We start from the raw sequence: 25,045 nt of genomic DNA on the forward strand, positions 1-25,045 counted from the left end.
GAAACCGGCGCCCGGCCGATCCGGTCGGGCGATCGTACCGGTCGCCACGCACCCACAGGCCCTCGTTCCGCGTGCGGTGCTAATATACACCGGTGCCCCTGCCACAACCGGAGACCTCCGACATGGCCACACACAGCATCGCGACCACTCCGCGCGGCCGGCGTGCCCTCGCCCCGCTCGTCGTTCTCCTGCTCGCCCTCGCCCCGGCGCGCGGCGCCGCGCAGGGCGCCACCACGCCGCTGCCCGCCGCCAGCAGGCCGCTCAAGGTCCTCGATCCGGCGTTCATCGACCAGACCGCGAACGCGTGCGTGGACTTCATGCAGTACGCCAACGGAGCGTGGCTGGCCCACGACACCATACCCGCCGCCTATTCGTCGTCGGGCGTCGGGCGGGACATGGGCGATCACAACGAGCTGGTGGTGCGCTCGGTGCTGGACGACGCGATGGCGCAGCGCGCCGCCCAGCCGCAGGGCAGCACGCCGCGGAAGCTCGGCACGTTCTACGCCTCGTGCATGGACTCCGCGGCCATCGAGTCGGCGGGCCTGTCCCCGATCCGCCCGTGGCTGCGGGACATCGACCGCATCACCACCCGCTCGCGGCTCCCGGCCGTCATCGCAGAGCTGCAGGTGCGCGGCATCGACCTGGTCTACCGTTACAGCCCCGACGTGGATCCGCACGACGCCGCGCACTACATGGCGTGGCTGTCGCAGGCGGGACTCGGCTTGCCGGACCGCGACTACTACACCAACACCGGGCCGTCCGCGGACTCGACCCGGCAGCAGTACCTCGAGCACGTCACCCGCATCTTCCGGCTGGCGGGCGAGCGGGCGGCCCAGGCCACCCGCGACGCGCACCAGGTGATGCGGCTCGAGACCGAGCTGGCCAAGGCCTCGCTCACGCGGCTCGAGCTCCGCGATCCTTCGGCCACCGATCACCCGATGACGATCGCCAGCCTCGCCGCGCTGGCGCCGGCACCGTCGTGGCCCCGCTACTTCCGCAGCATCGGGGTCACCGTCCCGGTCGCGCGCGTCAACGTGGCCGAGCCGGGGTTCGTGCGGCGCGTCGGCGCGCTGCTGCGCACCGCGCCGCTGGGGCAGTGGCGCGCCTACCTGCGCTACCACGCGGTCGCGGAGGCGGCGCCGTGGCTCAGCACGCCGTTCGTCCAGGAGGACTTCGCCTTCAGCTCCCGCTTCACCGGCGCCAAGGCGCTGCTGCCGCGGTGGAAGCGCTGCCTGCGCGAGACCGACGGCGATCTCGGCGAGGCCCTCGGGCAGGCGTACGTGGCGAAGACCTTCCCGCCCGAGGCCCGCGCGCGGGCCAGGGCGGTGATCGACGACATCCGCGCGGCCTTCGGCGAGCGGCTGCGGCACCTCGCCTGGATGTCGGACTCGACGCGGGCGCAGGCGCTGGACAAGCTGGCCAGGATGCGCGAGAAGGTCGGCTACCCCGACCAGTGGCGCGACTACGGCCGGCTGGTGAGCGAAGAAGGCCCCTTCATCCTGAACGTCGCGCGTGCCAACGCGTTCGAATGGCAGCGGGTCGTCAACCGCCCCGGTGCCCCGGTGGACACGACCGAGTGGGGCATCACCGTGCCGACGGTCAACGCCTACTACGATCCCTCGCGTAACGAGATGGTCTTCCCCGCCGGTGCGCTGGTGCCGCAGACCTTCGACGCGTCGGCCGACGACGGCGCCAACTACGGCTCCCTCGGCGGCAGCTGGGCCGGCCACGAGCTGACCCACGGCTTCGACGACGAGGGCCGCCACTACGACGCCGCCGGCAACCTGCGCGACTGGTGGACGGCGGCGGACTCGGTGCACTTCAACCAGCAGGCCGACCTGGTGGCGCGCCAATTCGACGGCTACCTCCAGGTGGACACCTTCCACGTGAACGGGAAGCTCACCCTGGGCGAGAACATCGCGGACTACGGCGGGCTGCTGACCGGCTACGATGCGCTCGAGCAGGCCCTCAAGCGCGACGGACGCCCCGGCCTCATCGACGGCTACACGCCGGAGCAGCGCTTCTTCCTCTCCTATGCCCAGAGCTGGCGCGTGCACAACCGGCCCGAACGGCTCCGCACCCGGGTCACGGTGGATCCGCACGCGCCGGAGCAGTGGCGCGTGAACGGCCCGCTGTCCAACATTGCCGCGTTCGCCGAGGCGTTCGGGTGCAAGCCCGGCGACCCGATGGTCCGGAGCGCCGACAGCATCCCGCACATCTGGTAGCCGGGCCCGGAAACGACGCCACCCCGTCGCGGTCACGCCGCGACGGGGTGGCTGGTCTCCGGCAGACGGGCGCTAGTGCATCCGCGCGTACTTCGCTTCGAGCTGCTCATGCGTCTCCGCGTGGTCCGGATCGTGAATGATGCAGTTGTCCACCGGACACACCTCGACGCACTTCGGGTTGTCGTAATGCCCCACGCACTCGGTGCACTTCTCGACGTCGATCACGTAGATCGGGTCGGCCTGGCTGATGGCCTCGTTCGGGCACTCCGGCTCGCAGGCGCCGCAGTTGATGCACTCTTCGATGATCTTCATCGCCATGGGAGGCTTCTCCGTCACTGAGGGTCTCGTACCGCGCCACGATGCGGCCCGCCATCTGGCCGGGACCGCCCCCGTACCGAATGGGGAATACCGCAAAAAGGATGCGAGACGGCGGCGGCATCACGCCCTCGGCGAGCGGCCACCGATGAGCGTGAGTCTCAGCCGCAAGCGCGACCGCCGCCCCAAGGAACCACTGCGCTCCGCCGGCGCGCTTGCGGCCCCGGCGCCGGGCAGGTGATGTTAGTCCCACCTCCGTGAGCATCCCAACCTCGCCGGGCGTCTGCAGGCAGTGCGGTGCAGCCCTTCCCCCTGGCGCCGCCTTCTGCCTCAAGTGCGGGGCACCGACCGGTGTGCCGCCCGAGCCCGAGACCGGCATTCCCGAGCGCCTCCAGGCCGCGCTGGCCGACCGCTACCGGATCGAGCGGCAGCTGGGCGCCGGCGGCATGGCGACCGTGTTTCTCGCGCACGACCTCCGGCACGAGCGCGACGTCGCCATCAAGGTGCTGCACCCGGAGCTGGCCGCGTCGATGGGCGCCGAGCGGTTCGAGCGCGAGATCAGGCTGGCGGCCAAGCTCAACCACCCCCACATCCTCGGCCTGTTCGACTCCGGTGAGGCGGACAACCTCTTCTACTACGTCATGCCCTACGTCCCGGGCGAATCGCTGCGCGACCGGATCACGCGCGAGCAGATGCTCCCGGTCGACGACGCGCTGCAGATCACCTACGAGGTGGCCGACGCGCTCGGCGCCGCTCACGCGCTCGGCATCGTGCACCGCGACATCAAGCCGGAGAACATCCTGCTCGCCGGCGGGCACGCGCTGGTGGCCGACTTCGGGGTCGCGCGGGCCGCGTCGGAGGCCGGCGAGAAGCTGACCCAGACGGGGATGGCGGTCGGCACGCCCACCTACATGAGCCCCGAGCAGGCGATGGGCGACGTGGTCGGCCCGACGTCGGACCTCTACGCCCTCGGCTGCGTCGTCTACGAGATGCTCACCGGCCAGCCGCCCTTCACCGGCGCCAACGCTCGGGCGATCATGGCGCGCCACACGATGGAAGCGGTGCCGAGCATCCGCCTGGTGCGCGAGACGGTACCCGAAGAGGTCGAGGAGGCGGTCCTCGCCCTGCTCGCCAAGGTTCCCGCCGACCGGCCGCAGACCGCGAAGGAGTTTCTCGACCTGCTCGCCGCGCCGACCGGCACCGGCACCACCCGGCGCCTCGGCAGCCGGATCACGACGGCGCGCCGCACGGCGGCCGTGGTGCGCCGCCCGCCGCTGTGGCGGCGGCCGGTCGCCTGGGCGGCCACGGGCGCGGCGGTGATCGTCCTCGCGGGCGGCGCGCTGCTGCTCCGGCACCGGCCGGCGCGGGTCGCCGGCGGAGCCGGCGGGCTCGACCCGCATCACATCGCCGTCCTCTATTTCAGGGACCAGAGCGGCGGCAAGCTGAGCTACGTGGTGGACGGCCTCACCGAGGGGCTCATCCGTGCGCTCCGCGAAGTGCCGACCCTGTCCGTCGTCTCGGCCGGCGGCGTGGAGCAATACCGCAGGTCCGACCTGCCCCGCGACAGCATCGCGCGCGCGCTCGGGGCCGGCACGCTGGTGCTCGGGGACCTCGAGCAGAGCGACGACCGCCTGAGGGTGACGCTCCGCCTGATCGACGGCTCGAGCGGCGCCGACTTCGATCGCAGGAGCTTCGAGCAACCTGCCGGGAACCTCGTCACCATCAGCGACACGTTGGCCGCGCAGGCGGCGCAGCTGATCCGCCGGCGCCTGGGCGAAGAGATCGCGATGCGCCAGGTACGGGATCAGGCCAGGAGCCCCGAGGCCTGGTCGCTCTACCAGCAGGCCGTGCGGCTCAAGAAGGACGGCGCGGCCGCGGACGACTCGACCGTCCTGGCGCGCGATTTCGCGCGCGCGGACTCACTGCTGGCGCAGGCCCAGCGGCTCGATCCCGAGTGGGCGGACCCTCCCGTGCTGCGGGGCGAGCTCGACTACCTGAGGTCGCGGAAATACGGCGGCGACCCGCAGGCCGCGGACCGGTGGATCCGACCCGGCCTCGTCCATGCCGACGAGGCGCTCGCGCTCGACCGCGACGATCCGGACGCACTCGAGCTGAAGGGCGACCTCCGCTACTGGCGCTGGCTGCTCCGTCTCGAGGGCAACCCCGACAGTGCGCACCAGTTGCTGCTGGCGGCGAAGGCGGACCTCGAGACCGCGGTCAAGCTGAATCGCGCCCAGGCCGGCGCCTACGCGACGCTGTCCCACCTCTACTATCAGACCGGCAGCCTGACCGACGTCTACCTCGCCGCGCGCAACGCCCTGACGGAGGACGCCTACCTCGACAACGCCGACGTCATCCTGAGCCGGCTCTTCTTCTCCTCGTACGACCTCGGGCAATTCCCCGACGCGGAGAACTGGTGCACCGAGGGCAGGCGCCGCTTCCCGGCGGACTACCGCTTCACGGAATGCCGCCTGTGGATGATGACCACCCGCCAGGACTCGGCCGATCCGCGCCTCGCCTGGCGGCTGCTCGACTCGGTCCTCGTCCGGACCCCGCCCGAGGGGAAGCCGTACCAGCGGCTGTACGATCAGGCCATCGTGGCGTGGGTCCTGGCGCGCGCGGGGGCCGCAGACAGCGCGCGACACCTGTTGCAGCGCACCGTGGCTGACGCCGTCACGGACCCGACGCGCGACATCGCCTACACCAAGTCGATGGCCTACGCGTTCCTGGGCGACAAAGGGCCGGCCATCGATCAGCTCGGCCTGTATCTGGCCGCTAACCCAAGCAAACGAGAGGGGTTAGCTCAGGATCCCGGGTGGCAGCTCGCCCCCCTGGCGAACGAGCCGGCCTTCCAGGCGTTGGTGGGCACGAGGCGTTAGACCCCCGCGAGACCTGCCGCTCTTGGCGGGCCCGAGTCTTGCGACAATATTAGGACCCAGTCTCAACTGACCATCCGAGAGCTTCGACGTGACGTCGCGGAATGCCCGCGACGTCTGGTGCATTCAACCGGAGATGCGGCATGCGCCGGACCCCCCTGGGCGTTCTGTTGTCGGCCACCCTCGTGCTCGCGGCCTGTGGCGAGCAGACTCCCACGACCAGCGTCGCGCCCCCTCCGCCGTCGGTGAGCACCGTGCCGCACGGCGACGCCGCCATCACGACGGCCTCGTGCCCCACGGCGCGCTCGCTCGCTGCGGACGTCGTCGCGCTCTTTGCCCGCAACGACAGGGTCGCGGCCGCCGCGAGCCTCGACGCCGCCATGGTGGTCATCGGCACCACTCCGGTCCTGCACTCGCCCCTGGCCCAGAAGCTCGTGCTCGGCATCATCTCGTTCGTGCTGAAGAAGTACTGGGCCGGCGCGCTCAACGGCGGATTCTCCGCCACCACGCAACAGGAAGTCGTGGACCTGGTCAACGGCCTGCTGTGCTGGATCGGCCTGCCGCAGACCTTCACGCTCGCCAGCCTGAGCAGTGACGGCACCGCCGCGGTGCTCACGCCGTCCACGCCCGACACCACCGTCGTCACGGGCAGCAAGATCGCCGGCATGAAGGTGGACTCGGGGACGGTCACGCAGCCCGTGCTGGTGACGATCCAGCGGCTGCCGGATTCGCCGGGCCCGCTGCTGACGCAGCTCGACCAGTATCCCGTCTACTATCAGTTCACCGTCTCGCCGGACACGGGCGCCTTCGCGCTCCCGGTGACGGTCGGCGTGTGCCTGGCGTCCAGTGCGACCCCGCCCGACACGAGCCGGCTGCGGGTAGCTCACAACGTCGCGCCCGACACCATGGGGAGCATCCAGATCCTGCCCCGGGTGCCGGCGCCGTTCGTCGACTGCACCAACGCGGACGTCATCGGCCTCAACTCGACGAACCCGCTGGCCAACCTCGCGTTCCTCGGGTGGCGCGCGGCCCGCTCCGCCCTCGTGGCGCTGTTCGGCCCCGAGCGGCTGATGGCCGCGGCGTCCGGCGGCGTCGGCGGCACGACCAAGAATTTCAGCCCGTTCGGCCTGGTGGACACGTTGCTGGTGATGACCCCCAGGTCGGACACGAGCCAGGAGGCGCCGGTGGGGACGACGGTTGCTTCGGCGCCGTCCCTGGCGGTGAACACCCCGCAGGGCAACGCGTACGTGGGGCTCCCGGTGACGTTCCAGGTGACCGCCGGCGGCGGATCCCTGGCCGGCGCGCCGACGAAGACCGACGGGAGCGGCGTGGCGACCGTGGGCAGCTGGACGTTGGGGACGAGCGCGGGCCTCAACACCGTCACCGCCGCCGCCACGGCGCCCGTGGCGGGCACGGGCGTGAAGGGGAGTCCCCTGGCCTTCCACGCCACTGCCCTGGCGCCGTCGCAGCTGGCGTTCCAGGTCCAACCCTCGGGCGTCACGGCAGGCGCGACGATGATCCCGTCCGTACAGGTAGCCGTCGAGGACCAGCACGGGCACGTGGTGACGACGGCCAGTGGAACCGTGACCCTTGCGCTGACCGGCTTGCCGGCGGGCGTGACGCTGACCGGCGGCGCAGCCGCGACGCTCGTCGACGGCGTGGCCACGTTCAGCGGTCTGAGCGTCAACAAGGTGGGAACGTACACGCTGACGCCGAGCACCAGCGTCGGGGGTGTGACTACGCTGCCGGCGTCGGCGAGCTTCACGGTCAGTCCCGGCACGCCGAGCCAGCTGGTGTGGACGCAGCAGCCGAGCAGCATCGTGGCCGGCGCGACGATGAGCCCGGCCGTGGTCGTGACGGTGCTGGACGCACAGGGCAACACGGTGACGTCGTTCAGTGGCTCCGTCGGCCTGGCGCTGAGCCAGACCGGGGTCACCCTCGGCGGCACGACTACGGTGAGTGCCGTCAACGGGGTCGCCATGTTCGGCAACCTCACGGTGACCACGGCAGGCACCGGGTACACGCTGGTCGCCACCGGGGCGTCGCTCGCGTCGGCCGCGAGCGCACCGTTCAACGTGACCAACGCCGCGGCGGCCGCGATCGCGGTCGTCGCGGGGAACAACCAGAGCGTGAAGGCCGGGCAGCCGGTGCCGATCCGGCCTTCGGTGCGCGTGACCGACGCCTACAGCAACCCGGTTCCAGGCATCACGGTCACCTTCGTGCCGAAGAAGGGCTGCGGAACCGTGACGGGCGGCGTCCAGACGACCGATGCGACGGGCAAGGCCACCGTCGGGAGCTGGACCATCGCGGAGGGGACGAACTACCTGGTCGCCACGGCCGGGGCGTCCGGCGTCGCCGGCAATCCGGTGACCTTCGTCGCCACCGGCACGAAGAGCCACTAGTCAGGCGAGCAGCCGCGGGAGGATCTCTCCGGCCGGGCCGTACAGCCGGACGTCGGCAAGTTCGTCGTACTCCGTCGGCCCCGGGTCCACGACCACGACCCGGGCGCCGGCGGCCTTCGCGGTGTGGACCACGGCGGCCGCCGGATAGACCGCGCCCGTGGTGCCGACCACGAGGCACGCCTCCGCATCGGCCGCCGCGGCGAACGCGGCCTCGACCGCCTTGGCGGGCAGCATCTCCCCGAACCAGACCACGTCGGGCCGCAGCAGGCCGCCGCACTCCGGGCAGTGCGGGAGCGTCGCCACGCTGCTCGCGTCCACCGCGCCCCGCGCGGGGCCACGCCAGACGCAGCGGGTGCACTGGTCATGGAACAGAGAGCCGTGGAGGCGGATCGGCTCCGCGCGGCGGGCCCGCGCCTCGTCGCTGTCCGCGACCTCGCGCGCGGCGCGCTCGTGGAGGTCGTCCACGTTCTGCGAGACGATGGTGACGCCCGCACGGGCGAGTGCCCAGCGCGCCAGGGCGAGGTGCGCCGCGTTCGGGCGGCAGCGCGCCACCATCTCGCGCCGCCAGGCGTACCACTCCCACACCAGCGCCGGGTCCCGGCCGAACGCGATCGGGGTGGCCAGCTCCTCCGGCTGGAAGGTCTTCCACAGGCCTCCCGCGCCGCGGAACGTGGGCACGCCCGACTCCGCGCTCACGCCCGCGCCGGTGAACACCACGACCCGCAGCGCGCGGGCGAGGATCCCCCGGGCTTCGCCCACGGCGTCGGGCGCCGCGCCAAGGCCGTTCACGCGGGAGCGGCTCGCGACCGCGCCATCACCGCGCACAACCACGCGCCCAGCAGCGCCGACGCGGCGAGCGTCGCCAGCGCGGCGAGCCGCACCAGGCCGGCGATCGCCGCGTCGTGCGGCAGCAGGTGGACGCTGCCCAGCAGGTAGTTCCAGTCGTGGACGACGTCGCCGCCGCCGAGCGAGACCAGCGGCAGCTCCTCGGCGCGGGCGTCGGCCACGTAGACCGCGAGGTTCGACAGGCTCATCGAGAGCCACGCCCCGCCCACGGCGACGCCGAAGTAGTCGCGCTGCCGCAGCATGATCAGCGCCACGGCCGCCGGCGCCGCCAGCTGCGTGATGCTCCCGCCCGCCACGCCGAGCCACTCGCCCAGGAAGCCGAACAGCACGTGCCCCAGCTCGTGGATGGCGAGGGTGATGCCGGAGAAGATGCTGGCGTAGTCGGGGTCGGCGCAGTGGCGCACGCCGGCGTAGCACAGATACAGGAGCAGCAGCGCCCGCGGCCACCAGCGTCGGCCGGTCGCCCACGCCGCCGCGTCGTCGCGCTTGCGCTTCCACCAGGAGGGTGCGTCCGTCGCGCGATGCATTTCGCCCTCCCGCTCACTGCCGGCTCGGGACCACTCGCAACTCTGCATCGCGCAACGCTACTGCGTTCCGCCCTCTGCCATCCCTCGTCCCGGCTTGACGATCCGGTCGTACAGCCACAGCAGGCCCGCCGTGAGCACGCCGATGGCCGAGACCACGAACCACATCGCCGACGGCCGGTGCACCACCGTCCCGAAATGCCGCACCAGCCAGCCACCCAGGGGTCCACCGATCAGGTACCCGATGGCGATGGGCAGGAAGGCGAAGCCGAGGAAGGTGCCTTCCTGGCCCCTGGGGGCGAGCTTCGACACGTACTCGTAGTAGCGCGGGGCCTGCGTCAGCTCCCCGATGGCGATGCCCACCAGCGTGGCGGCGATGAAGGGCGTGCTGCCGGAGATCGTGAGCAGCAGCCAGGAGAGGCTGGTGATGAGCACGCCCGACGCCATGGTCGTGATCGGCTTGAGCCGCCGGGTGAGCCAGGCCACGATCACCGTGAGCGCGATGACGCCGGTCCCCTCGATCGAAATCAACGCGTCGATCGGGGAATGCGCGTTGACGTACCCCCGCACGTAGAGCGGCAGCGCGACGTAGACCTGCCAGAACACCACGTAGAACCCCGAGAACAGCAGCAGGAAGGCCACCACCCGCAGGTTGGCGAGCACGCGCAGCATGTTGCGCGCTGCGGCGCCCACCGTCACCACCTGGTGGCCGGCGGGCACCGGCAATTCGCGGAAGAAGACCACGGTCACGAGGAACATGGCCAGCGCGAACAGCGCCGACATGTAGCACACGCTCTCGACCCCGAGCGTGCTGCGGACCCCCGACGCCAGGAGCGGGCCCAGGGCGCCGCCGACGTTCACGATGGTGTAGTAGATCGAGAAGCCGAGCGAGCGCATCGCCTCGCTGGAGGCCCGGGCGGTGGTCCCGGCCACCACCGGCTTCACCAGGCCCGGGCCGAGCGCCGGGATCATGAGGATCGCGAACACCACCCAGTACAGCGGGATGGCCGCGCGCACCGGCGCCAGCCAGGTCGCCGTGATCGAGCCGATGAGGAAGTACCCGATCGACAGCACCAGGTAGGCCAGCGACAGGATGCGGCGGTACCCGAAGCGGTCGGCCAGCGCGCCGCCGAAGATCGGCAGGAACCACACCACGAACCCGAACACGCCCTGCAGGAGTCCGGTCTGCTCCTCGGAGAACCGCAGCCGCTCGTGCAGGTAGATGGCCAGCACCGCCTGCAGGCCGTAGTACGCCAGCCGCTCGAACAGCTCGGTGCCGTTGGCGACCCAGAAGGGCGGCGCGAAGCCGGTGCGGATCTCCTCCCAGCGCGCTCTCAGGCTCACGGTGTGATCTCCGTCAGAAGCGGGGGAAGTCGAAGACGGTGACCGAGGAGATGCGCTCGCGGCTGCGGACGACGTCCTGCGGCTCGCCGTGGAAGATGCCGAACTGCTGCCCGACGGCGAGGCGCAGCTCCGGGCCGAGGCCGCGTGAGAGCGGCACCGCCACGTCGAGCCGGTAGGTCCGGCGCGAGCCGCGCGGCGCCGCGACCCGCAGGCCGGCGCCGACGGTGCCCAGCATACCGCTGTTCTCGCCGAACGCGGCGTCGCCCGCCCAGCCGCGGCCGGTCTCGGCGAACACGGCGGCGCCGAGGTCGGCGAAACCGAACGCCGTGCCGAGAAGGTAGCGTCGTTCGACCCGCAGCACGATCCGCTGGCCCACCGGCACGGCCGCGGAGCCGTAGCCGCGCAGGCCGTCGGGCCCCGCCAGCAGGAGTTGAAACGGCGTCCGCGTCTCCCAGCCGCCGGCCGCCGCGGCCGAGAGCACGGTGGTCTCGCGCCGGCCGATCGTGTAGACCAGGACCTCGCCGTCGGCCAGCATCCCGTCCCACCGGCCCTCCGACTCGAGGTACCGTCCCTCCACCTTGGCCCGGCTGAACACCAGGAGCCGCCCGCCGGCGTCGGTGCCGGTCGACAGCTCCATCGCCGCGAACCAGTCGTGCTGCAGGCCGGCGCCGCCGAACAGGCTCTTGCCGAGCACCAGGCCGGCCTGCATCCCCTCGGGAGCGTCCTCGATCGCGTTCACCGCGTCGAGGCCGCGGTGCGGGTGGAAACGGAGGGTCCGCGCGCCCAGCAGCAGGTGGGCCCGGACCCGGCGGCGCTCCTCGAACCGCCCGCCGAGCTGCACCGCGGCGGCCGAATCGAGGTCCGGCACCGAGGCCAGCGGCGCGCCCTCCACGCGCAGCCATTCGTTGGACAGCGCGAGGCCCACCACGCGCAGCTGGCCCGGCTCCCCGATCCGGACGGCGACGCCCGCGTCCTGCCCGATCTCGACCTGGGGCTCGAGCACCGTGCCCAGCGCCGTGGAGACGAGCGGGAACGGCTCCTTGCGGTACCGGACCGACTCGCGCCATGCCACCCGGTCGAAGTCGCTCTCGAAGGCCCGGCGGATGGTCTCCTCCATCACCGGCCCCACCTCGGACTTCCCGCCTTCCAGCTCCATCTCCACCCGTTGGTCCAGCAGGTGCTGCTGGAGGTAGTCGCCGAAGTACGACGCGCGACGGCCGACGTCGGTGTACTGCGCCTGGAGGCGGATGCCGCGGCCGAGCAGGTTCTCCTCGCCCAGGCTCACGTGCTTGAAGGGCGAATCGCCGCCGGCGCCGACCTGGAGGTGGCCCTCCAGCGAGAGCTCGTCCCGCGTCTCGACGAACACGGCCACGCCGCTGTCCGCCGTGGCGAGCGGCACGACGACGGCGCTCCGCAGGTAGGGACGGGCACGGAGCAGCCGCTCGGTCTCCTGCAGGCGGCGCGGGTCACAGGGATCCCCCACGTGGAACAGCAGGTCGAGCTCCACGACCTCGGCATGCGTGCGCCAGTGGAAGGTGTTGCCGAGGCCCCGCACGAAGCCGGGGATCAGGCTGTCGTCGGAGCTGAAGATGTTGCTGACGTCCACCCGGATCTCGCGGATGGGACGTCCGTCGCACACCCCCTGTCCCGCCAGGGGGGAGGCGGCGGCGAGGGTCACGAGCGCCGCGGCCAGCGCGGCGCGGCGTGACATCAGGTGAAGAGGTCCGACTGAGACCTCGTCTCCTCCTCGACCGGGGGCGAGAGGAGCGCGCGCAGCCGCTCCTCCCACTTCTCCACCTCGAAGCGCCCCTCGTTCGACAGCACGCGCCGGAGCAGCGGCGAGAGGTCCTGGAGCGCGTCGAGCAGGTCGCCGATGACGCTCCTGGCTTCCTCCATCCGGAAGATCTCGTCGGGGGCCGTCACCATCTCCTGCAGGATCGCCCGCTCGGAACGGGACGCGACGAACGCCGCCGGCCGCTGGGACACGTATACCTCGGTGCGGCGCCCGGGGCCCCGGCCTTCCTCGATCGGGTGGAGACCGACGATGTCGTCCGAGCGCCAGTACTTCCCGTAGCCGAGATACACCATCCGGCCCGTCTTGATGTCCATCGCCATGTGGTGGGCTCCTGCGAGAGAGAGGGCGTCAGCCCTTGCCCATGCGCCGCTTCAGCTCCTCGAGCTTCGCATCCGCCTCGGCCTCCCGGGCGGCGCGATCCATCCGGCTCTTCAGCGCCTCCTGCTCGGCGTCCAGCTCCGGCCGGTCCATCCCGGCCTGCCCCAGCGCGGACCAGGCGGCTTGCGCGGAGCGCTCGCCCTGGACGTTCCCCCGCCGCTTGGTGACTTCCTCGAGCTGCGCCATCATCTCGGTCACGTCGCGCTCGGCCAGCGCGAGCTCCTCGCGCTGTGCCGCCACCTTCTTCTCGAGCACGCCGGCCCGCTCGCGGTGCCTGGCCACGTACCGCTCCGCCACCGCGACGGTCTCGGCGTCGTCGATCCCCACGGCCAGCGCCCGCCGCCGCTCCGCCGTCTCGATCTCGGCCGCCAGCGCCTGCTGCTCGCGCTCCGTCTTGGCGAGCGCGTCGCGCATCTGGCCCAGTCCGGCCTTGGCCTCGATCAGCGCCTCGCGCATCCGCCCGGCCAGGTCGTACAGGTCGGCCGGGGGCGTCGCCGCCGCCAGCGCCGCCTCGAGCGCCTCGCGCAGGCGCTTAAACACGGGACCGCAGCGAGCGCGTCAGCTCTTCTTGACCGTCTTGGCGTAGAACGTCGCGGGCAGCTGCCGGGCGGTCCGCGAGCGGCATTTCGGGCACGCCGGCGAGCGGGCCGTGTGCTCGCTGATCCGCTCGATCACCGCGAACCGCTTCCCGCACTTCGCGCAGCGATACTCGTACGTCGGCATCGCACCCACCTCCCCGAACGCGTTGAGCGGTATGGATATTGACGCCCGCACAGGACGGGGGCAAGACTACCGATCATGCGTTTTCCCGCCGTCGCCGCCGTGCTGGTCCCGCTCGCCATCAGCTGCGACGGCGGGCTCCAACCCCAGGTCTCATCTACGAGCTGCCCGGTCGGAATCTGCGGCGTCGTTCACTTCCGCGGTGCCGTGCCCGACTCGACCGACTACGTGCGCGTCGTGGTGTACGACTCCGTCCCGCGCAGCCTCGACCAGCTGATCGCGTTCGCCGGTTTCTCGGACCCGCTGCCGCTGGGGCCGGACTCCGCGACCTACAGCTGCTGCATCACGCCGCTGGCACCCGGCGCCTACGCGTGGGTGCTGGTCGTCTGGAAGAAGCTGGGCGCGCTCGACGTGAACACGGCGCCGTACCTGCTCGAGGCCGCGGGCTCGTACCTGGATCCCGCGGACACCACCAGGCTCGGCGTGGTGGTCGTGCCCGCCCAGGGCGGCGCGCGGGGCGTGGACATCCTCGCCGACTTCGGCCGGATGCAGAGCCTCGGGGCGTTCCTCTCGCCGGCGCCCGCGCGATGAGGGGGATCCTCCTCGCGGCGGCGGCGACGGCGGTGGCGGTGCGCGCCGCCGCGGCGCAGGCGCCCGGCCCGGCGCTGCGGCTGGTGGCCGGGATCGTGGTGAGCCGCACCGACAGCGCGCCCGTGGCCGGCGCCTCGGTCGCGATCGTCGGCACGACGCTCCGGACCGTCACCGACGCCGCCGGGCGCTTTGCGTTCGCCCGCGCCCCCGGCGACATGCTCGACCTGCTGGCGGCCCGCATCGGCTACGAGCCGGAGCTCGCCTCCCTGCCCGAGGGGACCGCCGCCGACACCACCGTCGTGGTCACCCTGGCGCCGACGCCGATCCAGATCTCTCCCATCGTGGTGACCGCCAGCCGCGCGGAGCACCTCGCCCAGGAGGCACCGGTGTCGGTCGCGGTGGCCACCGGCGAGGACCTCGAGCGGCGCGCGACCGTCGGCGTGGACGAGGCCATCGCACTGGTGCCCGGCGTCCAGATCCTCGACGGCCAGATCGGCATCCGGGGCTCCTCCGGCTACGCGCGCGGCCTCGGGAGCCGCGTGCTGCTGCTGGTGGACGGCGTCCCCGCCAACGAGGGCGACCGGGACGGCATCGACTGGGACCTCCTCCCGGTGACCAGCATCGAGCGTGTCGAGGTGATGAAGGGGACGGGCAGCGCGCTCTACGGCTCCTCCGCGCTCGGAGGGGTGGTGAACGTGATCACCCGCGAGATCCCCGACGCGCCGCAGCTCGGCCTGCGGCTCCTCGGTGGCGGGTACGCCGACCCGCCGTCCGCGGCATGGCGGTGGCGCACGTCGCCGGCCCTGTTCGGGGGGGCCGACGTCAGCCTGTCGCGCCGCATCGGCCCGCTGAAGGTGCTGCTCGCGGGCGGCGTGCAGGGCGACGGAGGCTACCGGGAGAACAACGACGACCGCCGCGTCCACGCGCTGGCCAAGCTGGTGCTGGCATCCGACCCCCAGCTCCAGGCGACGCTCGAGGGCTCGGTGGCGCGCGACAACCACGGCGAGGTGCTCTTCTGGTGCGTCGAGGGCCAGTGCGCCGATCGGGGCCAGGCCTACCAGCCCTTCCGCGTGGACTCGACGACGCTCGGCGACCGGACGCGCTCCGACAAGATCCTGGTCCTCGCGACGGCCCGGCGCACGCTGAGCCCCGCCCTCGCGCTGCGCGGCCGGCTGTCGTGGTACCACACCTACTTCCTCGACACCTACCGCACGTCCCCCATCGACTCGCAGGCGGCCGCGGCCGACCGCATCGGCACGGAGGTCGGGGTCGAGTGGCACCCGGCCGAGGGGCGGGTCATCGACGCCGGGGCGGAGGTCGCATACTCGACCGTCACGAGCGACCTGTTCGGCGACCACAGCGAGACCGACCTGGCCTGGTATGCGGAGGACGAGACCGTCGCCGGGCACGGCACCCGGCTGACGCTGGGCGCCCGCATCGACGCGATCGCCGTGGACGGGGTGGCGTGGAACGCGGTCGCGAGCCCGCGCGTCGCCGCCACCTGGCTGTGGGCGCCGGTGCAGCTGCGGGCCAGCGTGGGGCGGGGCTTTCGCGCCCCCTCGCTGGCCGAGCGGTTCACGTCCACGGCGGCGCAGGGCATCCAGGTGATTCCCAACCCCAACCTGTCGAACGAGACCTCGTGGTCGGGGGAGGTTGGCGCCGCGGCCCCGGTGACGCGGCACGTCCTGGTCGATGCGGCGCTCTTCTGGGGCGAGTACCAGAACCTCATCGAGCCGGAGCTGGTGACCGGCGGCACGGAGATCCAGTTCACCAACGTGACCCGGGCCCGGCTGCGCGGGCTGGACCTCACCGCGCGCGCCGCGGACCTGGCGGGCGGCCACCTCACCGCCGCCCTGGCCTGGACCTGGCTGGATGCCCGCGATCTGACGGCGGACCAGCCGCTGGCCTTCCGCCCGCGGCAGCTGGCGACGCTCAGCGCGGACTGGGCCGCGGCGCTGGGCGGCGCCGGGAGCGTGACCGCGGGGTTCGACGCTCACGTGGCAAGCCGCCCGGCGCGGGTCGGGATCTTCGAGACCGACCGCCGCGTGCCGCAGCGCACGGTGGACGTCCGGGCGGTATGGCGGCGCGGCGACGTCGCGCTGGTCGCCAAGGTGGCCAACGTGTTCGACTACATCTACACGCTGGTGCCGCGGACGCTGGAGCCGCCCCGGACGTACTCGCTGGCCCTGACGGTCGTCCGGTGAGCCGCGCCGCCGTGCGGCAGGCGTGCCGGACGGCGGCGGCGCGCCCGGGAACCGGGCCGGCCGGTTGCGCCCGGCCTTCCGACTGCGTACTAAGCACCACGCGGCGCCGGCTGCCGGGCCGCGCTGCCACGGTGACGGCCGATCGGAGGGTCGCCTGCTGACGGATGCGCTGTCGGTGCTGGACGAGCTCACCGCGTTCACGCGCGGCCTGAGCGGCGCCGCGCGTCGCGAGTCCGTCGCCGAGCGCGCCGCCGACCTGCTGGAGCGCCTGTTCGATCCCGCCGCGCTCGCGGTCTTCTTCCCCGCCCTCGACGATCCGACGCGCATGGTGCCGGTGGCGCTGCGCGGCGACCCGCCGCCCGCCGCGGACGACCCGTTCCTCGCGAAGCTGCGGCGCACCTCCAAGGTGCTCCGCACCGCGACGCCCGCGCGGCTGGGCGCGCCGCTGGAGGCGGCGGGCCACACGATGGGGCTCCTCGCGGTCTGGGGCAGGCGCCCGAAGGCCTACGAGGCCGCCATGGAGCCGGTGATCGGCGCGACCGCCGCGCAGGTCGTGCTCGCGCTCCAGAACACGCAGCTCTTCTCGCTCCTCTCGGTCGGCAAGCGCGAGTGGGAGGAGATGGCGGACGCGATCGGCCACGCCATCTGCATCGTGGACGGCCGCGGCCTGGTGCGGCGCGCCAACCGCGCCTTCGCCACCCTCGCCGCCACGCCGGTCACCGCGCTCCCCGGCCGTCCCTGGTCCGCGCTGCTGCCGCCGGTGTGGATCGAGCCGGTGCGCACCGCCATCGCGGCGCCCGGCTCCGCGGGCGTCACGGAGGTCCGGCAGGAGCACCGGATCTACTCGGTGAGCGCGCTGGCCCTGAAGGGAGACGACGACGAGTCGGCCGTGGTCATCATCGAGGACCACACGGAAACGCGCCGGCTCCAGGACCATCTCATCCAGTCGGAGAAGCTCACCGCCATCGGGCAGCTGATCGCGGGCGTCGCCCACGAGCTCAACAACCCGTTGGCCTCGGTGCTCGGCTTCGCGGACTACCTGGTGGAGAGCGGCGACGTGCCGGCGCACCTCGCGCAGCCGCTGCGGGTCATCCAGCAGGAGGCGCAGCGCGCCGCCGCCATCGTGAAGAACCTGCTCACGTTCGCGCGCCGCCAGGAGCGCGGCCGCCGGCCACTGCCGATCGCCACCGTGCTCGAGCGCACCGTGGCGCTGCTGCGCAACCAGCTGCTCGGCTTGCACGTCGAGATCGCCCTGAGCCTGGAGCCCGACCTGCCCGAGATCGACGCCGACCCGAACCAGCTCCTGCAGGTGTTTCTCAACCTCACGAACAACGCGGCCCAGGCCATTGCCTCCACCGGCCGCGCGGGCGGGGGCCGGATCGACGTGCACGCGCGCCGCCGCCTGGAGGGCGTAGCGGTGGACGTGACGGACGACGGTCCCGGCATCCCGGAGGAGCTGCAGCAGCGGGTGTTCGAGCCGTTCTTCACCACCAAGGGCGAGGGGGAAGGCACGGGGCTCGGACTCTCGATCTGCCAGGGCATCGTGAAGGAGCACGGCGGCCGGATCCTGCTGCGGTCGTGCGCGGGCCAGGGGGCGACCTTCACGGTCGAGCTGCCCGCCGCGCACGCCCCCGCGCCGGCCGCGCCGGCGCCCGAGACCCCGAGTCCGGGGTCGGGCCGCATCCTCCTGGTGGACGACGAGCCCCACATCCTCCACTACATGCGGGCCACGCTCGAGGCCTGGGGCCACCGGGTCGACGTCGCGACCGACGGCGAGGAGGCGGTCGCCCGCGCGCGCGAGGGCGGCTACGACCTGATCGTCACCGACGTGCGGATGCCCAACCTGGGGGGCCGCGAGCTGTACGAGCGGCTGAGCCGCGAGGCGCCGGACGCCGCCGAGCGGGTCGTGTTTTCGACCGGCGACACGGTGCGCGACGACACCATGGCGTTCCTGGAGCGGGCCGGCCGGCCGGTGCTCCACAAGCCCTTCAAGCTGGCCGAGCTGAGACAGGTGCTGGCGATGGCGCTGGGGAGAGACCAGACCTCGGAGGCCGGTTGACCACGTAGTGGCCAGACGGCAAGGGAGCAGTGGTTGCCAGTCGCAAGCGTCCGGGGGCCAGACCAGTTGCCAGTACGGAACCACTGGTCTGGCCTCTCACTTCTGGCAACGGGGAACCACTGACAAGTTGCCGTCTGGCGCTGCCCTGTTCACTGACAGCCTTCCCCCTGCATACTTGATGTCATGATCTACGTCCTGGTCCCCGCCTACAACGAGGCGGCGACGGTCGGGCTGCTGCTCTGGAAGGTGCGGCAGGTCTTCACCACCTTCGCGCGCGAGTACCAGCTGCTGGTGGTGAACGACGGCTCGACCGACGGGACCGACGACGTGCTCGCCCCGTACGCACGGGCGCTGCCGCTGACGCTGGTGACGCACCGCGAGCGCCGGGGCTACGCCCGCAGCGTCGAGGAGCTGCTGCGGCTGGCGGTGGCACGCACCGACCGGCCGCGCCGCGACCTGGCCGTGCTGCTGCAGGCCGACTTCTCCGACTCGCCCGACGACATCCCCGAACTGGTCAAGCGGATCGAGAGCGGCGCGGACCTCGCGCTCGCCGACTACCGGCGCCGCCGTGGACTGACCCGAGGCGAGGGGCTGGCGCGGCGGCTCCTGCCCGCGCTGCTGCGGCGCCACCGGGCGGGCGTGCTCGACTGCCCGCTCGACTGGGTGTGCTCGCTCAAGGCCATGCGAGTGGTGACGCTCGCCCGCACGCTCTCGGAGCGGGGGAGCCGGGCCTTGCTCCGGGCCGACGGCTGGGCGGCCGACGCCGAGCTGCTGCTCGAGATCTCGCGGCACGCCCGCCGGGTCGAGGTGGTGGCCTCGTCGAGCCCGGCCGCGGCGCGCCACCGGCCTTCCCGCGCCCACCCGCTCCGCTCGGCATGGGCGACTTGGAGGATGGCGCGCCGCCACCGGACCGCCGCGCCGGCACCCGGCCAGCCGTCCGCGCACCCCGGATCCGGGCACGGCGGCCCGTCCCGGCGTGGCCGCCGGTCCGGCTCGCGGCCCGCCGCCCCGCCGCCGCACTCGCGGACCGCGTCCTCGCCGTGACGCGCGCGGCGGCGCTCGCGGCCGTGGTCGCCTTCCTCGCCCTGGACCGGACCCCGCCGGTCCCGGCCGGCCGCGCCCCCGACCGGCCGCAGGGAGTCGCCGCGGCGGTCTACCCGTTCACCCCGGGCGAGCGACTCGAGTACGACGTGAAGTTCGGAATCTTCCACGTCGGCCGCGCCACGATGCAGGTCCTCGGCATCGACACGGTGCGCGGGACACCGGCCTACCACGTCGCCTTCGTGATCCGGGGCCGCGCCGCGTTCTTCTACTCGATGACCGACACCCTCGAGTCGTGGTTCAGCGTCGCCGACCTCACCTCGCTGCGCTTCATCCAGAACAACAACGAGAACGGCAGCCGCTACTACCACACCTACGAGATCCACGCCGACTCCGGCTACTTCATCCAGGACGGCAAGGACAGCCTGCCCACGACCGCCCGGCCGCTCGACGACGCGTCGTTCTTCTACTTCGCGCGCACCGTGCCGCTGGAGGTGGGGCAGACCTACTCGTTCGACCGCTACTTCAAGCCCGACCGGAACCCGGTGACCCTGACCGTGCTGTCCAACGACTCGGTGGACACGCCGGCGGGCCGGTTCGCGGCGATCGCCGTGCGCCCCGTGTTCAGGAGCCGCGGCCTGTTCGCGGAGGGGGGGCAGGCGGTGGTGTATCTCGCCGCCGACTCCACCCGCGTTCCGCTGGTCATCAAGACCCACCTGTCGCTCGGGTCGCTGTCGATGGCGCTGCGCAGCCGGAGGTGACGGGATGACGGACGACCGGGGCCGCATCCCGGAGGCGGACCTGTCGCGGATCCGGACCGTGCCCATCGCCCGGCGGCCGAACAAGGTGGACCCGGCGCTCCTCGCCAAGGCGCCCCCGCGCGGCGAGCGCGGCTTCGACGCGTTCCTCGACTCGCTGCCGGACATCCTCGCCGCGCGGGATCTCCGCGCGGTGATCGCCGACGTCGCCGCCGCGGCCGGCCGCCGTGCCGTCGTCGCCATGATCGGCGGCCACGTGATCAAGGTCGGCCTCGGGCCGCTGCTGGTGCACCTCCTCGACCGGGGCGTCCTCACGCACGTGGCGATGAACGGGGCCGCCGCCATCCACGATTTCGAGCTGGCCGCGTTCGGCGGCACCAGCGAGGACGTGGCGGCCGGCCTGGGCGACGGCACGTTCGGCATGGCGGAGGAGACGGGGGCCGAGATGAACGCCGCCATCGCCGCCGGCCGGGACGAGGGCCTGGGGCTCGGGGAGTCGCTCGGCCGGTGGCTGGAGCGCCGCAGGACGGTGCCGGGCCGGACCCAGTGCGTGCTGATGGCGGCGCTGCGCCGCGGCACGCCCGCGACAGTGCACGTGGCGCTCGGCGCGGACATCATCCACCAGCATCCCGGGGCCGACGGCGCCGCGACCGGCGAGCTGAGCTTCCGGGACTTCCGCCGGCTCGCGGCCGCGGTGCCGGCCCTCCACGACGGCGGCGTGGTGCTCAACTTCGGCAGCGCCGTGATCATGCCGGAGGTGTTCCTCAAGGCGCTCACCGTGGCCCGCAACCTCGGCGGCGGGAAGCCGACGGGCTTCACGGCGGTGGACTGCGACATGATCCGCCATTACCGGCCGCGGCTCAACGTGGTCCAGCGACCGACCCAGCACGGGGGCAAGGGCTACCTGCTCACCGGCCACCACGAGCTGCTGATGCCGCTGATCGTCTGGGGCGTCGATGCGGCCCTGGCGCGCCGCTAGCGCGCCGGCGGGGGCCGCGCAGGCAGCGGAGGCGTCCGTCGCGCCGCCCGCGCGGCGCCCGTTTTTCCCCGTCGCCACCGCGGCGGCGCTGGTGCTCGCGGCGTGCGCGGCCCGCGGCGCGCCCCGGTCCCCGCTGCCCTACGATCCGCTCCGCGAGGCCGCCGTGGCCCGCGACGTCGTCACCGGCTTCATCGCCGCGGAGTCGCGCGGCGACTCGTCCGCCGACACGCTGCTGGCGCCCGGCGCCGATTTCATCGCCACCGGCATCGCGGTGACCCGGCCGCCGCGCCTCGCGGCCGTGCTGGGGCGGGGCGCCGGCAGCGTCGAGGACGTGCGCATCCAGATCGCGGGCGAGTTCGCGTGGGTGGTGGCCATCTACCAGTGGACCGGCGCCGGCGCCGAGGGCGGCGAGCGGGGGCGGGCGACCATGATCCTCGAGCGGCGCGGCGCGCGGTGGAGGATCCGGCACGTGCATTCGAGCACCGTGGAGCCGTGGCGGTGAGGGCCCCGGGAACGCGCGAGCGCCCCGGCATGCCGGGGCGCTCGCATCCCATCGTCCCGGGCCCTCGCGGGCTACAGGTCGCCGCCCGCCGACCGCTCTCCCGAGATCATGTCCTTCACGCGCCGGGCGGTGCCCGGCGAGATGAGCTTGATCACCCAGTAGATCACCAGGCCCACCAGCGCCAGCATCAGCACGGTCCAGGCGAGCCCGATCACGACCTTCAGGAGGCCGAGCGCCAGCCTGAGGACGATGAACGCCACCACCGCCAGAATCGCAAAGCCCAGCACTTTCCGGAGCATCCGACGCCTCCCGTTCCTGTCCTGACCCGCCCTACGAAGGTACCGGGGGGCGGGTTTCGCGCAAGCACGCCGTGAGCGGGACCCCGTACGACTGCGTGGTCATCGGCGGCGGCATCGTGGGTGCCGCCACCGCGCGCACCCTCGCGGCGCGCGGGCGGCGCGTGCTGCTGCTCGAGCGCGCGATGCCGGGCGCCGAGGCATCGGGCGCCGCAGCCGGGATGCTGACGCCGCAGGTCGAGGTGGGGGTGGACGACCCCCTCCTGCCGCTCGCCATCGCCGCCCGCGAGCGCTACCCGGAGCTGGTGCGCGAGCTCGACCGCCGCACCGGCGTCAACGTCGGCTACTTCGGCGGCGGCAGCGTGCAGGTCGCCCTCGCCGACGACGAGGCGGCCGCGCTCGAGGCCCAGGTCGCCGCGCAGCGCGCCGTGGGACTCACGGCCGAGTGGCTGGACCGCCGCGCCCTGGAGCGTCGCCATCCGGGCATCAGCCCCGCGGCCCGGGGCGCCCTGCTCGCCCCGGACGACGCGCGCGTCAACAACGTCTCGCTGACGGCGGCCCTGCTCGCGGACGCCGTGCGCCACGGCGTCGAGGTGGCGGACCACGAGGAAGCGACCGAGATCGTCGTCGTCGCCGGCCGCGTGACGGCCGTCGTGACGCGCAGCCGCCGCTACGGCACGGGCGGCGCCGTCGTCGCGGCCGGCGCCTGGTCGGGAGCGCTGCGCGGCCTGCCGCGCCGCCTGCCGGTCGAGCCGATCCGCGGGCAGATGGCGGTCGTCACCTGGCCCGCCGGCGAGCCCACCGGCGTCCTGTTCGGCGCCCACGTCTACATCGTCCCGCGCGGCGACGACGCCCTGCTCGGCTCCACGATGGAGAGCGCCGGCTACGCGAAGGACACGACCCCGGGCGGCCTGGGCACCATCTTCACGGGCACCGCGGCGCTGCTGCCCGCGATGGCCGGGCAGCGCATCCATCGCAGCTGGGCGGGCCTCCGGCCCGTCACGCCCGACGGCCGGCCGCTCATCGGCCCCGACCCCGAGGTGACGGGCCTGTGGTACGCCACCGGCCACGGCCGCAAGGGCATTCTCCTCGGGCCGCTGACCGGCGAGATCGTGCGCGATCTCGTCGTCGAGGGCGCCACGGCGTGGGACATCAGCCCCTGCGACGTCACCAGATTCGATCGGCGCTCGTAGGGCGGAAGCGATGTACCAGACCTGCGCCTTCTGCTCCGGCGCCCTCGGCGGAGACGGCGGCCCCACCGGCCTCGGCGTGGGCCGGCGGTTCGCCTACGACGGCTGGAAGAGCCGCGCGTGGGTCATCTGCCAGCGGTGCGCGCGCTGGAACCTCACCACGGTACACGACCGCCTGGACACGGTCGCCGCGCTCGAGCGCATGGCGGCCGGCGGCCGGGTGGCCGCCACCACCGACCAGGTCGCGCTGGTGCGGTCGGGGGCCTACGACGTCGTCCGGGTGGGCAAGCCTCCGCGCGTCGAGATGGCGGGCTGGCGCTACGGCGAGCGGCTCAAGGCACGCGAGCGCGAGCGCCTCAAGGTGGTCCTGCCCGTCACCCTGGCCTTCGTCGGCGTCACCATCGCCACCAACGTGGCGACCGGCGGCAGCATGGGATGGATCATGATGCAGTATCCCCGCATCGGCGACGCCCTCTACACCGGCCTGGTGGGCCGCCGCAAGGTCGGCATCGAGCCGCCGGTCTGCGGCCACTGCGGCGCCGTGATGGTGCTCCGCGCCCGGCACGTGCAGCACGCCCGGCTGTCGCGCACCGTGCACCAGGACCTCGCCCTGCTGCTGCGCTGCCCGCGCTGCGAGAGCGTCGGTGCGATGCTGGAGGGCGGCGACGCCGAGCGCGCCCTGCGGCACGGCCTCACCTACGTCAACCTGAAGAAGGGCCGGAAGGTCAAGCGCAAGGCGGAGGAGGCGGCCTCGGTGGTCGAGCGGGCCGGGGGCCCGCAGGAGCTGATCGCCACCGCCACCCGCGCCGAGATCGCCGTCTCCAGCCTCAAGGGCGCCCAGGGGCTCGCGCTCGAGATGGCGGTGGACGAGCAGGCCGAGGTGCGCGAGCTGGAGCGCGAGTGGCGCCGCGCCGACGAGATCGCGGAGATCGCCGACAACCTGCTCGTCCCGCCGACGATCGAGCAGGAGCTGAAGCAACTCAAGGCGCGTCAACCGGACGGTTGAGGCGCTCTGGCCCGCCCTCCGCGGCGCGGCTATGTTTCCCGCTTCCAATGACAACCGCGCCTCTCCCACTCGTCCAGATCAGCACGCGACAGGGCGAGCGGCTCGCACCGGACGGTCCGGCCGCCCGCAAGCCGGCCTGGCTGAAGGTCAGGGCGCCCGGCGGGGCGAACTACGCGCAGGTGCGCCGGGTGATGCGCGATCTTCGGCTCCACACCGTCTGCGAAGAGGCGCACTGCCCGAACGTCGGCGAGTGCTGGGAGCACCGCGCGGCGACGTTCATGATCCTCGGCGACCTGTGCACGCGGAACTGCGCCTATTGCGCGGTCGCGCACGGGACGCCGCTCCCGCTCGACGCCGGGGAACCCCGGCGGCTCGCCGAGGCGGCGGCCGCGATGGGGCTCGAGTACCTGGTGGTGACGTCGGTGGACCGCGACGACCTCCCGAACGGGGGCGCCGAGCAGTTCGCCGCCGTCGTCGCGGAGACGCGCGCACGCCTGCCCGGCGCGTCGCTCGAGCTGCTGATCCCCGACTTCAAGGGCCGCGAGACGGCGCTGCGGATCGTGGTCGACGCCAAGCCCGACGTGCTGAACCACAACCTCGAAACGGTGCCGCGGCTGTACCGCCTGGCGCGGCCGGGCGGGCGCTACGATCGGGCGCTGGAGCTGCTGGCGCGCGCCCGGGCGATGGACCCGGCGCTGGTCACCAAGTCCGGCGTGATGGTGGGCCTGGGCGAGGAGTGGGACGAGCTGGTGACGGCGATGCGGGACCTGCGCGCGTCGGACGTGAACCTCCTCACCATCGGGCAGTACCTGCGCCCCTCGGCCTCGCACCTGCCGGTCGCCCGCTACTACACGCCCGACGAGTTCGCGGAGCTGGCGCGCATCGGCCGCGACCTGGGATACCGCCACGTCGAGTCCGGTCCCCTGGTGCGGTCCTCGTACCACGCCTGGGAGCAGACCCGGCGTGCGGCCGCGGGCGGGTGAGGGGCCCTCGG

The 25,045-nt window shown here is 73.0% G+C and carries 22 protein-coding genes; 13 read left to right on the forward strand and 9 right to left on the reverse strand.

Annotated features, from left to right (window positions below; all coding sequences use genetic code 11):
• The first annotated feature begins 122 nt into the window (after positions 1-122).
• Positions 123-2,225 (forward strand): M13 family metallopeptidase, encoded by a 2,103-nt coding sequence (locus VMF70_15620; protein HTT69453.1) that lies wholly within the window; start codon positions 123-125, stop codon positions 2,223-2,225.
• A 72-nt stretch (positions 2,226-2,297) separates the two neighbouring features.
• Here VMF70_15620 and VMF70_15625 read toward each other — a convergent pair whose 3' ends face one another.
• Positions 2,298-2,561, reverse strand: a complete 264-nt coding sequence (locus VMF70_15625) for a YfhL family 4Fe-4S dicluster ferredoxin (GenBank protein ID HTT69454.1) — start codon at positions 2,559-2,561, stop codon at positions 2,298-2,300.
• A gap of 332 nt (positions 2,562-2,893) precedes the next feature.
• Between VMF70_15625 and VMF70_15630 the strand changes: the two genes are divergently transcribed.
• Positions 2,894-5,419 carry a serine/threonine-protein kinase gene (locus tag VMF70_15630; GenBank protein ID HTT69455.1) on the forward strand — a complete coding sequence of 842 codons (2,526 nt, stop codon included), beginning with the start codon at positions 2,894-2,896 and terminating at the stop codon, positions 5,417-5,419.
• 140 nt (positions 5,420-5,559) lie between these two features.
• Positions 5,560-7,818 (forward strand): hypothetical protein, encoded by a 2,259-nt coding sequence (locus tag VMF70_15635; GenBank protein HTT69456.1) that lies wholly within the window; start codon positions 5,560-5,562, stop codon positions 7,816-7,818.
• Here the strand turns inward: VMF70_15635 and VMF70_15640 are convergent, their stop codons facing one another.
• Genes VMF70_15640 through VMF70_15670 form a run of 7 tightly spaced genes read right to left on the reverse strand, consistent with a single transcriptional unit; the run spans position 7,819 to position 13,428 of the window.
• Positions 7,819-8,607 (reverse strand): NAD-dependent protein deacylase, encoded by a 789-nt coding sequence (locus tag VMF70_15640; protein HTT69457.1) that lies wholly within the window; start codon positions 8,605-8,607, stop codon positions 7,819-7,821.
• On the reverse strand, positions 8,604-9,191 hold the full coding sequence (locus VMF70_15645) for a hypothetical protein (protein ID HTT69458.1): 588 nt from the start codon (positions 9,189-9,191) through the stop codon (positions 8,604-8,606). Before VMF70_15645 ends, VMF70_15640 begins: the two co-directional genes overlap by 4 nt.
• 57 nt (positions 9,192-9,248) lie before the next feature.
• Entirely contained in the window at positions 9,249-10,532 is a 1,284-nt protein-coding gene (locus tag VMF70_15650; protein ID HTT69459.1) for an MFS transporter, read from the reverse strand.
• 13 nt (positions 10,533-10,545) lie between these two features.
• Positions 10,546-12,243: a hypothetical protein gene (locus VMF70_15655; GenBank protein ID HTT69460.1), complete on the reverse strand. Its 1,698-nt coding sequence runs from the start codon at positions 12,241-12,243 to the stop codon at positions 10,546-10,548.
• Complete coding sequence (locus VMF70_15660; protein HTT69461.1) at positions 12,243-12,647, reverse strand: hypothetical protein; 405 nt, start codon at positions 12,645-12,647, stop codon at positions 12,243-12,245. The genes VMF70_15655 and VMF70_15660 overlap by 1 nt, the downstream gene beginning before the upstream one ends.
• Positions 12,648-12,675: 28 nt before the next feature.
• On the reverse strand, positions 12,676-13,245 hold the full coding sequence (locus VMF70_15665) for a hypothetical protein (protein HTT69462.1): 570 nt from the start codon (positions 13,243-13,245) through the stop codon (positions 12,676-12,678).
• 18 nt (positions 13,246-13,263) lie between these two features.
• On the reverse strand, positions 13,264-13,428 hold the full coding sequence (locus VMF70_15670) for a zinc ribbon domain-containing protein (GenBank protein HTT69463.1): 165 nt from the start codon (positions 13,426-13,428) through the stop codon (positions 13,264-13,266).
• Positions 13,429-13,503: 75 nt separating this feature from the next.
• Between VMF70_15670 and VMF70_15675 the strand changes: the two genes are divergently transcribed.
• From VMF70_15675 to VMF70_15705, 7 genes are all read left to right on the forward strand, one after another.
• On the forward strand, positions 13,504-14,016 hold the full coding sequence (locus tag VMF70_15675) for a hypothetical protein (GenBank protein ID HTT69464.1): 513 nt from the start codon (positions 13,504-13,506) through the stop codon (positions 14,014-14,016).
• Positions 14,013-16,220 carry a TonB-dependent receptor gene (locus VMF70_15680; protein ID HTT69465.1) on the forward strand — a complete coding sequence of 736 codons (2,208 nt, stop codon included), beginning with the start codon at positions 14,013-14,015 and terminating at the stop codon, positions 16,218-16,220. Before VMF70_15675 ends, VMF70_15680 begins: the two co-directional genes overlap by 4 nt.
• A gap of 175 nt (positions 16,221-16,395) precedes the next feature.
• Positions 16,396-18,279 (forward strand): ATP-binding protein, encoded by a 1,884-nt coding sequence (locus VMF70_15685; protein HTT69466.1) that lies wholly within the window; start codon positions 16,396-16,398, stop codon positions 18,277-18,279.
• A 183-nt stretch (positions 18,280-18,462) separates the two neighbouring features.
• On the forward strand, positions 18,463-19,323 hold the full coding sequence (locus tag VMF70_15690; protein ID HTT69467.1) for a glycosyltransferase family 2 protein: 861 nt from the start codon (positions 18,463-18,465) through the stop codon (positions 19,321-19,323).
• A complete protein-coding gene (locus VMF70_15695; GenBank protein HTT69468.1) occupies positions 19,320-20,081 on the forward strand; it encodes a DUF3108 domain-containing protein in 762 nt (253 codons plus the stop codon). Before VMF70_15690 ends, VMF70_15695 begins: the two co-directional genes overlap by 4 nt.
• Before the next feature lie 4 nt (positions 20,082-20,085).
• Positions 20,086-21,057: a hypothetical protein gene (locus VMF70_15700; protein ID HTT69469.1), complete on the forward strand. Its 972-nt coding sequence runs from the start codon at positions 20,086-20,088 to the stop codon at positions 21,055-21,057.
• A complete protein-coding gene (locus VMF70_15705; protein ID HTT69470.1) occupies positions 21,035-21,559 on the forward strand; it encodes a nuclear transport factor 2 family protein in 525 nt (174 codons plus the stop codon). The genes VMF70_15700 and VMF70_15705 overlap by 23 nt, the downstream gene beginning before the upstream one ends.
• A gap of 71 nt (positions 21,560-21,630) precedes the next feature.
• Here the strand turns inward: VMF70_15705 and VMF70_15710 are convergent, their stop codons facing one another.
• Positions 21,631-21,858, reverse strand: coding sequence for a hypothetical protein (locus tag VMF70_15710; protein ID HTT69471.1), 228 nt, complete (start codon positions 21,856-21,858; stop codon positions 21,631-21,633).
• A gap of 71 nt (positions 21,859-21,929) precedes the next feature.
• On the opposite strand from VMF70_15710, the gene thiO reads away from it, so the two are divergent.
• The 3 genes from thiO to lipA are packed head-to-tail and all read left to right on the forward strand — an operon-like array spanning position 21,930 to position 25,034.
• The gene (gene thiO, locus VMF70_15715) at positions 21,930-23,048 is read left to right on the forward strand and encodes a glycine oxidase ThiO (GenBank protein ID HTT69472.1); all 1,119 of its coding nucleotides are present in this window, start codon (positions 21,930-21,932) and stop codon (positions 23,046-23,048) included.
• Positions 23,049-23,058: 10 nt separating this feature from the next.
• Entirely contained in the window at positions 23,059-24,051 is a 993-nt protein-coding gene (locus tag VMF70_15720; protein ID HTT69473.1) for a hypothetical protein, read from the forward strand.
• Between the two features lie 47 nt (positions 24,052-24,098).
• Positions 24,099-25,034, forward strand: a complete 936-nt coding sequence (lipA, locus tag VMF70_15725; protein ID HTT69474.1) for a lipoyl synthase — start codon at positions 24,099-24,101, stop codon at positions 25,032-25,034.
• Positions 25,035-25,045 lie beyond the last annotated feature (11 nt).

Source organism: Gemmatimonadales bacterium, from assembly GCA_035502185.1.
Taxonomy (GTDB): domain Bacteria; phylum Gemmatimonadota; class Gemmatimonadetes; order Gemmatimonadales; family JACORV01; genus Fen-1245.

What these genes read in the sequence shown, in the direction of transcription:
- VMF70_15620 (HTT69453.1), top strand. Translation starts at nt 123, where the DNA reads ATGGCCACACACAGCATCGCGACCACTCCGCGCGGCCGGCGTGCCCTC.
- VMF70_15635 (HTT69456.1), top strand. Translation starts at nt 5,560, where the DNA reads ATGCGCCGGACCCCCCTGGGCGTTCTGTTGTCGGCCACCCTCGTGCTC.
- VMF70_15645 (HTT69458.1), bottom strand. Translation starts at nt 9,191, where the DNA reads ATGCATCGCGCGACGGACGCACCCTCCTGGTGGAAGCGCAAGCGCGAC.
- VMF70_15655 (HTT69460.1), bottom strand. Translation starts at nt 12,243, where the DNA reads ATGTCACGCCGCGCCGCGCTGGCCGCGGCGCTCGTGACCCTCGCCGCC.
- VMF70_15660 (HTT69461.1), bottom strand. Translation starts at nt 12,647, where the DNA reads ATGGCGATGGACATCAAGACGGGCCGGATGGTGTATCTCGGCTACGGG.
- VMF70_15670 (HTT69463.1), bottom strand. Translation starts at nt 13,428, where the DNA reads ATGCCGACGTACGAGTATCGCTGCGCGAAGTGCGGGAAGCGGTTCGCG.
- VMF70_15675 (HTT69464.1), top strand. Translation starts at nt 13,504, where the DNA reads ATGCGTTTTCCCGCCGTCGCCGCCGTGCTGGTCCCGCTCGCCATCAGC.
- VMF70_15680 (HTT69465.1), top strand. Translation starts at nt 14,013, where the DNA reads ATGAGGGGGATCCTCCTCGCGGCGGCGGCGACGGCGGTGGCGGTGCGC.
- VMF70_15690 (HTT69467.1), top strand. Translation starts at nt 18,463, where the DNA reads ATGATCTACGTCCTGGTCCCCGCCTACAACGAGGCGGCGACGGTCGGG.
- VMF70_15700 (HTT69469.1), top strand. Translation starts at nt 20,086, where the DNA reads ATGACGGACGACCGGGGCCGCATCCCGGAGGCGGACCTGTCGCGGATC.
- VMF70_15705 (HTT69470.1), top strand. Translation starts at nt 21,035, where the DNA reads ATGCGGCCCTGGCGCGCCGCTAGCGCGCCGGCGGGGGCCGCGCAGGCA.
- VMF70_15710 (HTT69471.1), bottom strand. Translation starts at nt 21,858, where the DNA reads ATGCTCCGGAAAGTGCTGGGCTTTGCGATTCTGGCGGTGGTGGCGTTC.
- VMF70_15720 (HTT69473.1), top strand. Translation starts at nt 23,059, where the DNA reads ATGTACCAGACCTGCGCCTTCTGCTCCGGCGCCCTCGGCGGAGACGGC.
- lipA (HTT69474.1), top strand. Translation starts at nt 24,099, where the DNA reads ATGACAACCGCGCCTCTCCCACTCGTCCAGATCAGCACGCGACAGGGC.